This is a genomic window from Algoriphagus sp. A40 (genome assembly GCF_002002735.1).
GTDB lineage: Bacteria > Bacteroidota > Bacteroidia > Cytophagales > Cyclobacteriaceae > Algoriphagus.
Map to the genome: position 1 here is coordinate 1 of NZ_MUNY01000045.1, position 14,387 is coordinate 14,387.

The window sequence follows — 14,387 nt, forward strand, 5'->3', positions numbered from 1 at the left end:
CGGAACCATACTCAGCGACAGGCAGGTGCACTATCACGAAGGCGGCCAAACTGTTTAGGATAAGGCTAAGTTAACCCCGTCATTTCCTTTTTGTATGTTCCCGGAATATTTAAGACTCAGCCTGACAGAGATTCTAGCTTCTAGATACTTAAGATTATTCGTCCTTCAGCGTATCCACGGGATTCATTTGAGTGGCACGGAAGGATTGGGCTGACACAATGAATAAGGTAAAGAGGATCCCGACGATAGCCAAAATAAGGAAACTCAACCAAGAAGGCCATTCTTTCACCGTAAACTGCTCCAGCCATCCCTGCATAAAATACAGGCTCAATGGCAAGGCAACTGCAACTCCAACCAGTGTAATGACCAGAAATTCCTTGTCGAACATCCAGGAAATGCTCCAGCTTGAAGCTCCCAACACCTTTCGGATTCCGATCTCTTTGGTTCGTCCGGCAATACTCAAAGCTGCCATCGCAAGCAGTCCCATCGCCGCAATCAGAATCGCGATACACGCTGCCAAGAAGACCATTTTCCCCAAGCGCTCATCAGCTTCATACTGTTTTTGAACGGTTTCATCGAGGAAACTAAAACTGAATGCTTCGGACGGAAACACGCGCTCCCACTCAGATTCAAGTAGAGTTCGGAAGGCCTCAAAGTCAGTTCCGTTGCCTTTTACCATCACTTTTGGATTGGTAGCAGCATGGATCATAAGCATGTTTATCCCAGAAAAGATTACATCGGGACTTTTAGCCAAGATGACAGGTTCGATCTCTTTATAAAGGGAATTGTGATTGAAATCTTTCACCACTCCCACGATCTGATGTCCATTGATCTCCTTGCTTGGTAACAGTTCTCCAAGGGGATCATCCCAACCCATCACTTTGGCAAAGGTTTCGTTGACCAAAACTGCGCTGCTGTCCGCTCCAGGCTGGGGATTGAAATCCCGGCCTTTTGCCATCTCCAGTCCCAGAGTTTTCACATAGTCACCTCCCACAAAGTTGAGCCGGAAATTAAACTGCTTGCCTTCCTCAGTCGGAAAGCCTCCATCCCAAAATGAATCGTCTCCATAGGTCGCAATGGTGATACCGGCTGATTGGATCTCGGATCTACCCACCAAAGCTTGGCGGTATTTTTCTGCCTGTGCAAAACCCGCACCGATGGACTTGACAAAACTGGTTCCCGGTACATCCGGCACATCGACCAGAATTATCATCTTTTGATCAAAACCTAAATCATAATCCCTGATAGCATTCATCTGATTGACCATAATCAAGGTCGATGCGATCAGCATGAATGAAATGAAAAACTGAAAAGCCACCAATCCTTTTCTCAGCCCCTGCTTTCCAAACCGGATCGAAAGATTGCCTTTCAATACTTTGATAGGTCTGAGGCTGGACATGAAAAACGCCGGATAAGCTCCCGCCAAGGCGGTGATTCCTACTACCAATCCGAATAAAATCAGGATTTGGGTAGGGCCATATACCAAGTCCAGTTTCTTGTCAAAGAGCTCATTGAAAGTTGGCAGAAGTACTTCCGCCAAGAGCAATCCAAGAATGAGCGCAGCAATGGTGATCAAAAATGCCTCGGTCAAAAACTGGAATACCAACTGTCCAAATTCCGCTCCCATGGTTTTGCGTACACCCACTTCCTTGGCTCGGGTGGTCGATCTCCCGATTGCCATCGTGGTGAAGTTGATACAGGCTATCAGCAAAATCAAAAATGCAATCCCCGCCAAAATCCAAAGTAAAGTGGGACGGGTAGATTCGGCCATTCCAGAGTCCGGATTATCCGTGAGATGTATCTCAGAGATTGGTTGGAGTGTGAAAGAATAATTTCCCTCTTTATAGTCCTCGCCGAGCACTTTTTTCATCATGGAATCTACTCCAGATTCTATCGCCGCCTTTGACTGTGCATCGTTGAGCTTTACATAGGTATCTCCATAGACGTTATACCAAGAATCCTGATTTTGCTGCGCCACGCTGAAATCCAGGTTTTCATCGTTCACCAACATCTCAAACTTGATACTGGAATTAGCCGGCAGATCCTCCAAAAGTCCTTTCACCTGGTATTCTTCATAGTTGTCACCCATCTGCATCCGGATGGATTTCCCCATAGGGTTTTCATCCCCAAAATACTTTTTGGCAGTCTCCTCGGTGATCACCACGCCAAACTTATCTTTCAGGACTTGGTCTTTTTTCCCCTCAAGAAGCTTGAAACTGAAAATTTCCAGAAAATCCGGACTTACAGTCATGTATTGTTGGGTCTGGGTAGTCGCCTCATCCAGATAGGCCTGGGCCGATCCTCCAATTAACCTGGTTGTGTGAGTCACCTGCGGAAATTCCGCGGCAAAGGTCGGCGCTGTGATGATGGGAGTAGAAAAACTTGACATCATCCCGTCTTCTCCTTTTTCATGACGCTCCAAGCGAAAAATCCGATCGCTCTCTTCGTGGAAATTGTCGAAGCTGCTTTCGAAATGGACAAAAAAGAAGATCAGAACGCTGACTCCCAAACCCAATGTAAGACCGATCAGGTTAATCCCGGTGTGCAGTTTGCTCTTGGCAAGATTCCGGAGGGCGATTTTGAAATAATTCTTGAACATATCTTATGCTTGATTATTCAGATTTAATACTCTTGACCGGATTGGCCAGTGCAGCTTCTATAGCTTTTGACCCTACTGTCAGGACAGTAAGTGCCAGGGAGACTACAAAGACCACAATAAACAATCCAATGGTCAATGGGATTCGGTAGGCGAAACTTTCCAACCAACCTTCCATCATGTAGTAAGCTAGAGGTACCGCAACCAAAAATGAAAGGATGATCATCAGAACAAATTCTTTGGAAATCATCACTGTGATCTCAGGAATCGAGGCCCCGAGGGTCTTTCGGATTCCGATTTCTTTCACCCGTTGACTGACTAGGAAGGACACCAATCCATACAGTCCCAAACCTGCCACCACAAGTGATATCCCCGCAAAAATCTGGTAAACCAAGGCGAGCTTTTCTTCACTTTCATAGAATTCATCGATCATTTCATCGTAGAAGCGAGGAGAATAAATCTTGTTGGGATAAAACGAGGTAAAAACAGCCTCAATCTGGTCCAGCGTAGTCCTGGATACATTTTTCTCAAGCTTAATCGCAGAGTAGAAATACCAGTTTTGGATAGTAGTCAGCAAAATTGGCTTGATCTCATCACGTAGGGAATTAGGCGTAAAATCCTTGACAACACCGGTAATTTCGAGCCAAGGTCCTGTTCCCAGTCTTATGGTTTTTCCGACTGCCGACTCAGGGTTCCCTTCGGTTAAGTTTCTAGCCAGAGTCTCATTGATGACAGCTTGCCTTGCGGTATCACTTTGGGAATACCCCTGTCCGGCCAAAAATTCCATGTCGAAATTCCCGAAATAATCTTCATCTGCCAGTTTTAAAAAAACCGGATAGGGCACATCATCAGCTTTATTGTCAAAGGAAAAATTTGTCGAGGAATTATTGTCAGATCCCGGAGGATCAGAGGCCAAACTAACGGACTTTACTCCCGGTATCCGAAGAAGTTCCTGCTTGAAGCTGGCAAGTCTGGGTTGGGCCGGATTTTCCTGCTCCAATTCTATGAGATAGACTTCCTCCTTGCTGAATCCGAGATCCGCATTTCGGATATGGTTCATTTGATTTAAGGAAATCAAAGTCGCGATCATCAGAATCTGGGCGATCGCAAACTGGACCAGCATGAGAGTTCGCCTGAGTGATACGCTTCCTAACTGGGCTGTTTGCACCTTGCCACGCAAAGCACGGATCGGCTCAAACCTTGAAACCACCAGAGCCGGGTAAAGCCCGGAAAGAATTGTCACCAGTAAGACCAAAGCCGCAAGAAATCCATAAAGCATGGATGGGATTTCCCTGAAATCCTCAGGAACATTGGAAACCAGGGACAGGTAAGGAACTGCAAGTATCACTACCAGGAGAGAAATCAGCGAGGCTGACCCTACCAGTATAAAAGTCTCCGTGAGAGAAAGATTGATCAGCTGTGACCTGGAACTCCCCATTATCTTATGGATACCGATTTCCTTGCTTTTGCCAATGGCACGGGAGGTCGATAAATTGATGTAATTGATGGAGGCCATTACTAAAATGAACACTCCGATCAGGATCATGGTACGAACCCCTGAACTGCGCACTTGTGTTCCGCTAAGTGGCTCCAAATCCTGATCGAAATGGATTTCAGCCAAGGGCTGCAGGTGATGGCTGGTGATAGAATTGCCACGGCCTTCAAAGTGTTTTTTGGAAAGTGCGAGGAGTCCCTCTTTTACCTGTTCCAAACTTTGATCGGCAGTAGGCACTACATACACTTGAAAATTGCTGCTGTTGCTCCCAAAATTTTCAAAATCCTGGCGAAAAACCTTCTGATGTGATTTTAAGGTTTCGAAGGAAAGAAAGACATCCGATCTGAAATTAGAATTGGCAGGAACATTTTCTACTACTCCGGCGACTGTCAAATCCACTCCGTTAAGCAGATGAAGGGTTTTTCCCATTGCTTTTTCAATGTCTCCAAACATCAGTTCGGCCATCTTTCTGGACAAAAATGCCTGCTCAGTTTTGGCCAAATCTGCAGGATTTCCTGACAGAAAATCAAGCTTAAAGATGTCAAGGTACTCCGGTGTAATGCTAAACGCATGATCCGACATGAATTTATTCTGCTTGCCCGATCCGTTTTCCTCATCCAAAGCAAGTTGGACATTCCAAAGTCCTACCACCGGGGCTACTTTTTCAAAAAGACCCCTTTCTTCCATAAGCTCCAAGGAATAAGGAGCTGGAATGCCCGGGGTAAACTCAGAGCCATCGGAATATTTTTCCTCGGTGGTGACCCGGTAGGTCCTTTCAAATTCCGGTTGAAACCGGTCAAAGGAAAGTTCGAAATACACCACAACAGCCAAAAGCATGGCTGCAGAAATCCCCAGTATCAAGCCAAACAGATTGATCAGACTGTTTACTTTGCTTTTAAGCAGGCTTCTTAGAGCGATCCTGAAGTAGTTTTTTATCATGTTTTTGAAAATAAAAATTGAAATTTCTCAATGTTCCAAGTTGGCAAGTAGGGAAGTCGGGAGGTTTTGGAAGTCAGGATTGTTCAAAAACCCATCTTTTCCCTAGTCTCTAATCTCTTTTTCTAGCTTCTTGTCTCTTGTTTCTTTACTCTCGTCACTTGCCTCACACTTCTGCCACCTCAACATTTTTCGCACAGAAATACTTTCCCACATTTGTGCCATGAAAAAAGCCCCCAATTCAAGAATTTAAGGGCTTTTGAAAAATTCAGGCCACTGGCATGCGTACATTTTTGTTCGTCATCGCACAATTTCTATTTTAGAATAGAACCTTGTATAAATCCATTCAATTAATCTTGCTTCACCCAAATAACCACTGCTTCCAGGCCAGATCATATTCCATTCAAAATAGATTCATTCGGATCGAGAGGTCTCAATTCCTATCTTTCCAGCTCAATTTGCCCGCTAGATATGAACTATAGCATTGAATCCGATTCGCTCCAAGTCCAAGTCCGACTCAAAGGAATGGAGCTCAGCTCCATCCGGTCCAAAACCACCCAACAGGAATATCTTTGGCAAGGTGACTCCCGCTATTGGACCGGTCAGGCGCCGGTTCTGTTCCCGATCATCGGAGCACTGAAAGGTGGAAAAACCACACATCTGGGACAGGAATATGCCCTGCCCAAGCATGGATTTGTCCGAAATTCTGATCAGGTCCAATTGGTCCAACAGCAGTCCGATCAACTGGTTTTCCGCATGGAGTCAAATTCCAATTCCCTTGCCGTCTATCCTTTTGTCTTTGCCTTGGAAGTCAAATTCCAGCTTTTTGGCAAGTGTTTGGAGATTTCACACAAAGTTTACAACCTGGATGACAAAGACATGTACTACTCCATTGGGGGACATCCAGCATTTAACTGTCCACTGCTTCCCGGGGAAAAGCTGGAAGACTATCTGATCGAATTCCCGGAGAAAGAAACTGACTCTACCTGGATGATTGCGGCAGAAGGACTGATTGGAGAAAAAGGAGAAATGGTTCTTAATGGCACCAAGGAAATCCCTTTGCATGCTCACCTGTTTGACCATGACGCCTTGATTTTCAAACAACTGAAGTCCAGAGAAGTGTCTCTCAGTCACAGGCAAAGAGGTCCGGTGGTCAAATTAGAGTTTGAGGATTTCAATTACCTCGGGATCTGGGCAAAGTCAGGAGCACCCTTTGTATGCCTTGAGCCTTGGCTTGGGATCGCAGACTCTGTTCATCACTCGGGACTGTTAGCTGAAAAGGTAGGGATCCGCATACTCTCACCCGGAGCAACTGAGACGAAAACCTTCCGAATCTGGATTGAGGAATGAAGGAGGAGGTCGGGAAGTTAGGAAGTTAGGAGGTTGGAAGTCGGGAGGTTAGGAAGTTGGAAGTAAGGAGTTGGGGAAGTTAGGAAGTCCATTGTTATCTCTTTTCTCCAATCTCTTGTTTCTTGCCTTTTGTCCCTAGTTTCTAAAATCTTGATACTTATATCTTGATACTTGATACTCTTTTACTCGCTTTTCAGCGTCTTGGCAGGATTCACCATTGCTGCTTTGATCGCCTGTGAACTGACCGTCAAAAACGCAATCAGCAAAGCGATCAGCCCAGTACCCACAAACACTTTCCAATCGATCCCGATTCGATAGTCAAAACCTGCAAGCCATTCGCTCATCGCATACCAGGCAATCGGTACCCCGATCAGCATTGCGATCAAAACGAGTTTGGTAAACTCTCCCGAAAGAAGCAGCACCAATCCACGCACGGAGGCTCCCAGGACTTTACGCACCGAAATCTCCTTGCTTCGCTGCTCAGCAATAAATGCAGCCAAGCCAAAGAGCCCCAAACAGGAAATCAGGATCGCCAATGCGGAAAACACAGTGGTCAGCGACCTGGTCTGCTGCTGACTTGCAAACTTCCGGGCGTGCATTTCATCGGAAAAGATGTATCCGAATGGAGATCCGGGATTGAATTTCTTAAACACCGTCTCCAATTGGGCGATAGTTTCCGGCAAGGCGGTTTCGGTAAGGCGGATATGGACAAAGTTCTGTTGGAGCTTTGGCCCAAAAATCAAGACTCCTCCGGGCTTACCAAAAGGAGAATCGATGATAAAATCCTTCACTACCCCAATGATCCGATATTCCTTGTCCCCATCCTTGATGATTTCACCGATCGGGTTGTCAAAACCCATAAAGCCCATAGCTGTTTCATTGATCAGAACAGCTGTGCTATCCGCAGGATTGGTGTAGACGTCGATGTCCCGGCCTGCAATCAGCTCCAGCCCTGCGGTTTTCACCACATTGGCATCAGCTCCCATGCGCTGGATTGCGGGCTTGAAGGCCTCATCTTTTCCCTGCCATTCCATCAGGTTGGTGTCGCTGTAGGTTTCTGTGAAAGGTGAAAAGGTACTCGAGATCGATACGACTCCGGGCAAAGCTTCCACCTCACCGCGAAAAGCGGTGTAGTTTTTCCTAAGCGACCCAGTCAATTGGTGATAGATCAGATTTTCGGTATTCAAACCCATGTCTCTGTTCTGCACAAACTGCATCTGCTCTCGGATAATCCAAGTACTTGCAATCAAAACGGCCACAATCGTAAACTGGAAAACCACCAAGGCTTCTCTCGGCTTAAACCAAGTTCTCGTGGTATTCATCCGTGACTTCAGCACCAGCGCAGGACGGAACGAACTCAACAAAAATGCAGGGTAAAGGCCTGCCAGGATTCCAGTCAGCAACACATATCCGAAGGAAAAAGCCCAGAAATAGTATTGGTCAAAAGGCAAACTCAGTTCCTTGTCAATCAGCTGATTGAATCCAGGAAAAGCAAGGGTAATCACCAACAAAGCCAGGACATAAGCAGCCAAAGAGATCAATATTGACTCAGCAAGAAATTGTCCGATCAGCATGCTTCGATTTGCTCCGGAAACTTTGCGGATACCGACTTCTTTTGCCCTTTTCTCGCTTTGGGCAGTGCTCAGATTGACAAAATTTACACATGCGATCAGCAGGATAACGATCCCCACCAAACCAAACATGCGTATCAGGTCGATCCTTCCTCCAACTGATTTTCCGTTTTCAAACTCACTCTTCAGGTGCAAATCCGACATCGGAAACAGGAAGTCATTCGTATTTTTGATATCCGCGTTTCGAAGGGAGAAATCTTTGAATTTGTCGTTGAATGAAGTGAGGTCGGTATCCGGTGCCAGCATTGCAAAAGTCCTGCAGTTGTTGTTTCCCCAAAAATCTCCAGCCCAGCCCATCACTTCGAGCTTTTTGTATGGTAAAAATGCCGTAAACCGAAAATCGGTGTTTTGTGGCAGGTCTTCAATCACGGCTTTTACTTCAAAATCAAGTTCGGACTCCACCTTCACGGATTTACCAAGGGCAGGCTCATCACCGAAAAGCTTTTTGGCAACCGACTCGGTCAGGATGATATTATCAGGAGAATTAAGGGCGGCCACAGGATCGCCTTCCAATACCCGGAAACTGAACATTTCAAAAAATCCGGGGTCAACAAATGAGGTCTGCTCGTAGAAACTTTTCTCTCCTACCGACAAGACCATCGGGTCCCATTCCGTGACGTGCGTCACGGCCTCAACTTCCGGATATTGGGCCTTCAGCGCAGCAGCATAAGGTGTCGGCGTATAATCCCAGCTCAGGACATTCCCCTGATTGACATTGGTGCGCCAGACCGCATAAATCCTGTCGGATTTTTCATATTGGCTGTCTACAGAAAACTCGAACTGAATCCACACCATAATCAGCACCGAAGCCGCCATACCTATCGCCAGCCCACCGATATTGATAAAGGCGTATCCCTTACTTCTGAGGATGTTTCTCCAGGCGATTTTAAAGTAGTTTTTCCACATGTTTTCTTAGGGTTGAAAGATTGGAAAATTGAAAGATTGGAAAATTGAAAGTGGTAAAGTAGTAAAGTGGCAAGGTTGGAACGTTTAGATGTCACAATTGATTGAATCATTGAAGGGTAAAAGGTTTCCTAGAGTCAGGTGCTTATACACTAGTTGCGACCTAGTCAATCGTAATTCGTAAATCATAAATCCGTCTTGATTCTTGATACTAAATACTAGATACTTTACTCATTTTTGAGTGTTGTCGCAGGATTGGTAAGCGCGGCTTTGATTGATTGGAAGCCTACAGTAAACAAGGCTATAAGCATGGTGACTGTGCCTGTAGCAACAAACACCCACCATTCAATTCCTACGCTATAATCGAAATCCTCAAGCCATTTGTCCATGACAAACCAAGCCACGGGAACCGAAAGGAGGAATGCGATCCCAACTAGTTTTAAGAAATCCCTGGAAAGCAATACGGAAATACTTGCAACACTGGCACCAAGCACTTTTCGCACACCGATTTCCTTGATCCGATTCGCGGCCATATAAGTCGAAAGACCGAATAAGCCCAAACAGGAAATCACAATTGTGAGCATGGTAAAGAGGATAGATAGGCTGGCAGTTCGTCTGGTATCGTTGAATTTTCTGGCGTATTGCTCATCTACAAAATTGTATTCGAAAGGAAAGTTGGGATTGTAATCTTCAAAAATCCCCTGAATGGCCGCGATGTTTTCGGCCATTGGCCGGTCTGGATTAAGACGCATATGCACCACACTATACCAGGAGGATGGTCCGAATACCATCAAAGGATTGACAGGATCATAGGGGGACTCGAAAATAAAATCCTTGATGACACCAACGACCGTGTATTTATCTTCTCCTTCAGAAACGATCTGTCCCACTGGATTTTCCAGGCGCATTTTTCTCACTGCCGTTTCATTAAGCAGGATTGCCGTTGAATCGCTGGGAAACTGTTCAATATCGATATCCCGACCATCTACCAGTTCGGTTCCCATTACTTTCATAAAATCGGTATCTGTGCTGAATCTGATAAAGTCGAGCTTCTCATCTTCCGGAGTGCTTCCGGGCCAGGAATATCCCCAGCCATCGCTGTAGCGTTGGGTAATCGGGCTCATTGATTTGGTGATTGCCTGCACTGACCCACTGCCCAAAAGCGATTGTTTGATCGCACTGTAATGCTTTTCCACATCCCCTTGCAAAAACAGATAAATGAGATTCTCCTTATTGTATCCCAGTTCCCTGTTTTGGGCATGACTTATCTGACGCTGGATGATAATGGTGGAGACGATGAGGACGATGGCAAAGCTGAACTGCAGAACTACCAATATTTTGCGGGGATTGACCGCCGAGGTCGCCGCGCGGAAAGTGCCCTTAAGGACATGGACAGGAGTAAAAGCGGAAAGAAAAAATGCCGGATAGCTTCCCGCCAAAAGGCCTGTAAACAGGATAAATCCTAGCAGTTGCAACCAAAAAACGAAATCGCTGAAGGGAAGGAAAAGCTGTTTGTCGACCAGCGTATTGAAGGAAGGAAGAGTCAACTGGACAAAGAGCAGCGCAAGAAGACCGGCAATAAAAGCGATAAGGGTGCTTTCGCCGATAAATTGGGCAATGAGCGAGGTCTTTCTAGCCCCTACCACTTTTCTCAAGCCCACTTCTTTGGCCCGCTTTTCACTTCGGGCGGTGCTCAGATTCATGAAGTTGATACAGGCAATGACCAGGATAAACACGGCTATAAAACCAAACATGCGTACGGTAACAATCCTGCCGCCGACAAGCTGGCCATTCTCGCTTTTACCATAGAGATGCACCTGAGACAGCGGATAGCTAAATACTTCTGAGGTAGTTTCTCCATTGGTATGCTCTCGGGTGACATTTTTGACTTTTCGGTTAAATTCCTCATGAGAGGCATTTTCCCCAAGCAATATATAAGTATCTATCGAGTTGTTTCCCCACCATTCGTCGTCCCAGTCCAGCTTCTTCATGTATGCCCAAGGGAGAAAGTAGTCTGCTTTGAACCGGGTATTATTTGGCAGATTTTCCAACACTGCGGTGACGGTGAATATATCAGCACTGTCCAACTTGACCGTCTCCCCCACGGCATTCTCCGTACCAAATATCTTTCTGGCAAAATCGGCTGTGACCACCATATTGTAAGGATCATCCAAGGCTGTGGACCTATCGCCCTGAAGTGTGGGTAAATCCAGCACATCCAAAAATTCAGGATCGATAAAAACCCCTGACTCGTTCATTTTTTTATCCCCTACAGTCATAAGGAAGTTGGCGTGGTTAGCCCGAACCGCCTCCTCCACTTCAGGATAATCTTTTTCAAGAGTAGGACCAAGTATTTTGGGAGTAGTGCCCCATACCCAGAGTTCCCCGCTAAAAGTATCCCGGTTGTACATCCTGTAAATCCGGTCGGTCTTGGGATGTTCCCGATCCATACTTACCTCATTCTGGACCCAAAGGAGGATTAGGATAGCAGAAGCCATACCGATGCTCAAGCCTCCTATGTTAATGAAGGCGTATCCTTTGCTTCTGATGATGTTTCTCCAGGCGATCTTAAAGTAGTTTTTCCACATGACTTTTTTGATTGGGAAATTTTAAAATTGAAAGATTGGAAAATTAAAAGTGGTAAAGTAGTAAAATGGCAAAGTTGGAACGTCTAGATGTCACAATTGATTGGATTATCGAAGGGTAAAAGGTTTCCTAGAGTCAGGTGCTTAAACACTAGTTGCGACCTCGTACCCCGATAGCTATCGGGGCGTAATTCGTAAATCATAAATCCGTCTTGATTCTTGACTCTTGATACTTAGTACTTGATACTTGACTAATCGCACTTTAAGCTATCCACCGGATTGGCGTAGGCAGATTTAAGGGTTTGACTTCCAACGGTCAGCATGGCCACCAACAGAATGAAAACCGATGGAACGAGAAACAAGTCCGTACTGAGATCAAACCTACTTGCGTAATTTCCCAACCAGGATTGGATCAGATAATAGGAAATCGGAATAGCTATCAATCCTGACAAGGCTACAATTCCAAGAAATCCTTTGGAAAGAATCCACAGTAAAGCGGGCTTGGATGCTCCTAAAACTGTCCTTACTCCAATCTCTTTGGTTCGCAACTGAACCATAAAAGCCGAAAGGCCAAACAAACCCAAGCCGGCAATCAGAATAGAAAGCAAGGTGAAGAGTAAAACTGTCTTGGCAAACTGCTGCTCTTGCTCGTATTGGGCATGATAGGTGTCGCTCAGGAATTTATAACCATAGCTATATCCGGGAAAAACCGAAGACCAGATCTTATTCAGTTCCTCCACTGCCATCTTGGAATCAGCCGTATTCAACTTGACAATGAAATTGTCCGGCGTGCTGCTTCGATACAGGATTAAGGGCATGTAGACTTCCTTGGGAGAGCGTTGGTGGAAGTTTTTGAACACACCCTGAATTTCCGATGGATGTTCCCCCCTGTAAAAAGTCAGTTTTTGCCCAATTGCTTCCTCCGCCGTTGTAAATCCGAGGTTTTCCAAGGCTTTTTCATTGATCCAAACACTTTCAAGCGGACTTTCCGGCTCCATGGATTTGCCTGCCAGAAGTTCAATCCCCATTACCTCGGCGTAGTTGGCAGTCACCCCATAGTCATAATAGATAAAGCTCCCTTGGCTATTGTCAGCCCCTAATTTTGTCACTTTACTTGAGGAATGCATATCCTTCACTTCTGAACCTGGCACCGAGCCGGACAGGGTAATCGCTTTCACCCAAGAGTTTTGCAAAACCTGAGACTCAAAGGAACTTAACAGACCTTTTCGCAGTGAATCTGATTCGATTCCCTGAGGTGATTTGATGACAAGCGTATTGTCTATATCTACACCAAGATCCTTTGAATTTAAAAAGTCCATTTGCTTGTAAATGGCCATGGTCACACAAAGCAAAACCACTGAAGCAGTAAACTGTAAGTACACCAGTCCTTTGCGAAGCGAAACTCCATTGGCAGAGGCACTGAATTTCCCCTTGAGGACAGAAATGGGCTTAAAGGCGGACAAAACCAGCGCGGGATAAAAACCGGAAACTAAGGTCCCGAAAAGCACCACGATTGCCAGCAGAAAAGCCAAACGGATTTCCCCAAAATTTGCAAGGCTGAGATCCAGCCCGGTAAATTCCCTGAAGTAGGGAAGCAGCATCAGGAATGCCAACAAGGCCAGTGTTCCGGCCAACAGATTTGTCAAAAATGCCTCAATGAAAAACTGGAAAATCAGCTGGCTTTTGGAAGATCCGATCGTCTTTCGGATCCCCACTTCCTTGGCCCGGTCCATCGCCTTTGCAGTTGACAGATTAATGTAATTGATCCAGGCCAAGAACAAAATCAAAAGACCTATCATCAACAGAAAATTAACTGTCTCCGCACTGCCGTTGACCTCCGGCTCATAAGTCTTGTTGGAATACAGATGAATGTCCTCAATGGGTTCTGCAACTACCACTTTGTCCGGCAACTGCATATTGGCTTTGGAATAGGCCAAGAGTTTTTGATTGAACTCCTCAAGATCCACTTCATCCTGCATCAGTAGGAAGGTGTATTCATTATGCGATGACCAGAGGTTTCTTGGGTAAAAGTCAAACACCAGGGGTACAGTAGCGTGAGAAATCAAAATATCGTACTTCATGTGCGTATTTTGAGGCAAATCACGCATTACTCCCACGATCTCTAGTGGATTTTCGGAATAGGAAAAAGAAAGCCTTTCTCCCACAACATCTGTTTTGTCAAAGTATTTCCTGGCAATGGATTCAGAGATGACGATTTTGAAAGGCTCGTTAAATTTCCCGAGGTTTTCAAACCCTAGAAAATCAAAGGAGAAAATATCAAAAACCGACTCGTCGGCAAAATAAACGCGATTTTCATAACTCACCAAGGAAGCTTCCTGATTCTCAAATTCCAAAGATTCCATCGGAAACATTCTGACAAAATCCAGCACTTCAGGCATTTGATCCTTGAGTTCCTGCCCTTGCAACTGGTAGGTCTGCGAATCATTCAGGACAAACTCATTCCCTTTGTAAATGTCGAGCGTGATACGGTAGATATTCGCCGCCTTCGCATGCATGTTTTCGTAGCTCTTTTCGAAGTCAACATAAAAGAGAATCATCAGCGCAGACACGATCCCCACGCTCAGCCCTATGCTGTGAATGGCAGTTGAGGTCTTATTTCTCAACAGATTCCGATAAGCCAACTTGATATAGGTTCCCAGCATTTTTTATCGCCTTAATGCCCATCCGACCTTCTACTTCCATGCCAGTACAAATAGCCCATAGGGGCCCAAAATTCCATAAATGCCAGTAAATAGTGAATTCCCATCGGACACTACCGTCCGTTAGTGGGCAAAAAGGCGGGAAGATTGGAGGTCGGGAGGTTGGAAGTGGGAGGTTGTCGAGTTGTCAAGTTGCCTGTGCTGAGCGAAGTCGAAGCACCGGGTTGTTCT

6 protein-coding genes are annotated in these 14,387 nt (G+C 45.6%); 1 reads left to right on the forward strand and 5 read right to left on the reverse strand.

What is annotated here, in order from left to right; translation table 11 throughout:
- Window positions 1-154: 154 nt before the first annotated feature.
- Together B0E43_RS07620 and B0E43_RS07625 are read right to left on the reverse strand one after the other, a co-directional pair.
- Complete coding sequence (locus tag B0E43_RS07620) at window positions 155-2,599, reverse strand: FtsX-like permease family protein (protein ID WP_077348314.1); 2,445 nt, start codon at window positions 2,597-2,599, stop codon at window positions 155-157.
- Window positions 2,600-2,612: 13 nt separating this feature from the next.
- Entirely contained in the window at window positions 2,613-5,030 is a 2,418-nt protein-coding gene (locus B0E43_RS07625; protein WP_077348316.1) for an ABC transporter permease, read from the reverse strand.
- A gap of 468 nt (window positions 5,031-5,498) precedes the next feature.
- Here B0E43_RS07625 and B0E43_RS07630 point away from each other — a divergent pair, with 468 nt between their 5' ends.
- Window positions 5,499-6,377 carry an aldose 1-epimerase family protein gene (locus tag B0E43_RS07630; protein ID WP_077348318.1) on the forward strand — a complete coding sequence of 293 codons (879 nt, stop codon included), beginning with the start codon at window positions 5,499-5,501 and terminating at the stop codon, window positions 6,375-6,377.
- A 182-nt stretch (window positions 6,378-6,559) separates the two neighbouring features.
- On the opposite strand, the gene B0E43_RS07635 is transcribed toward B0E43_RS07630, so the two are convergent.
- The 3 genes from B0E43_RS07635 to B0E43_RS07645 all read right to left on the reverse strand — a co-directional run bounded on the left by B0E43_RS07635 (window position 6,560) and on the right by B0E43_RS07645 (window position 14,159).
- Window positions 6,560-8,914 (reverse strand): ABC transporter permease, encoded by a 2,355-nt coding sequence (locus tag B0E43_RS07635; protein ID WP_077348320.1) that lies wholly within the window; start codon window positions 8,912-8,914, stop codon window positions 6,560-6,562.
- A 224-nt stretch (window positions 8,915-9,138) separates the two neighbouring features.
- Window positions 9,139-11,499 carry an ABC transporter permease gene (locus tag B0E43_RS07640; protein WP_077348322.1) on the reverse strand — a complete coding sequence of 787 codons (2,361 nt, stop codon included), beginning with the start codon at window positions 11,497-11,499 and terminating at the stop codon, window positions 9,139-9,141.
- Between the two features lie 248 nt (window positions 11,500-11,747).
- On the reverse strand, window positions 11,748-14,159 hold the full coding sequence (locus B0E43_RS07645; RefSeq protein WP_077348324.1) for an ABC transporter permease: 2,412 nt from the start codon (window positions 14,157-14,159) through the stop codon (window positions 11,748-11,750).
- Window positions 14,160-14,387: the final 228 nt, after the last annotated feature.

Coding starts and splice junctions, on each gene's coding strand:
- B0E43_RS07625 (WP_077348316.1), bottom strand. CDS start 5,030: ATGATAAAAAACTACTTCAGGATCGCTCTAAGAAGCCTGCTTAAAAGC.
- B0E43_RS07620 (WP_077348314.1), bottom strand. CDS start 2,599: ATGTTCAAGAATTATTTCAAAATCGCCCTCCGGAATCTTGCCAAGAGC.
- B0E43_RS07630 (WP_077348318.1), top strand. CDS start 5,499: ATGAACTATAGCATTGAATCCGATTCGCTCCAAGTCCAAGTCCGACTC.
- B0E43_RS07645 (WP_077348324.1), bottom strand. CDS start 14,159: ATGCTGGGAACCTATATCAAGTTGGCTTATCGGAATCTGTTGAGAAAT.
- B0E43_RS07635 (WP_077348320.1), bottom strand. CDS start 8,914: ATGTGGAAAAACTACTTTAAAATCGCCTGGAGAAACATCCTCAGAAGT.
- B0E43_RS07640 (WP_077348322.1), bottom strand. CDS start 11,499: ATGTGGAAAAACTACTTTAAGATCGCCTGGAGAAACATCATCAGAAGC.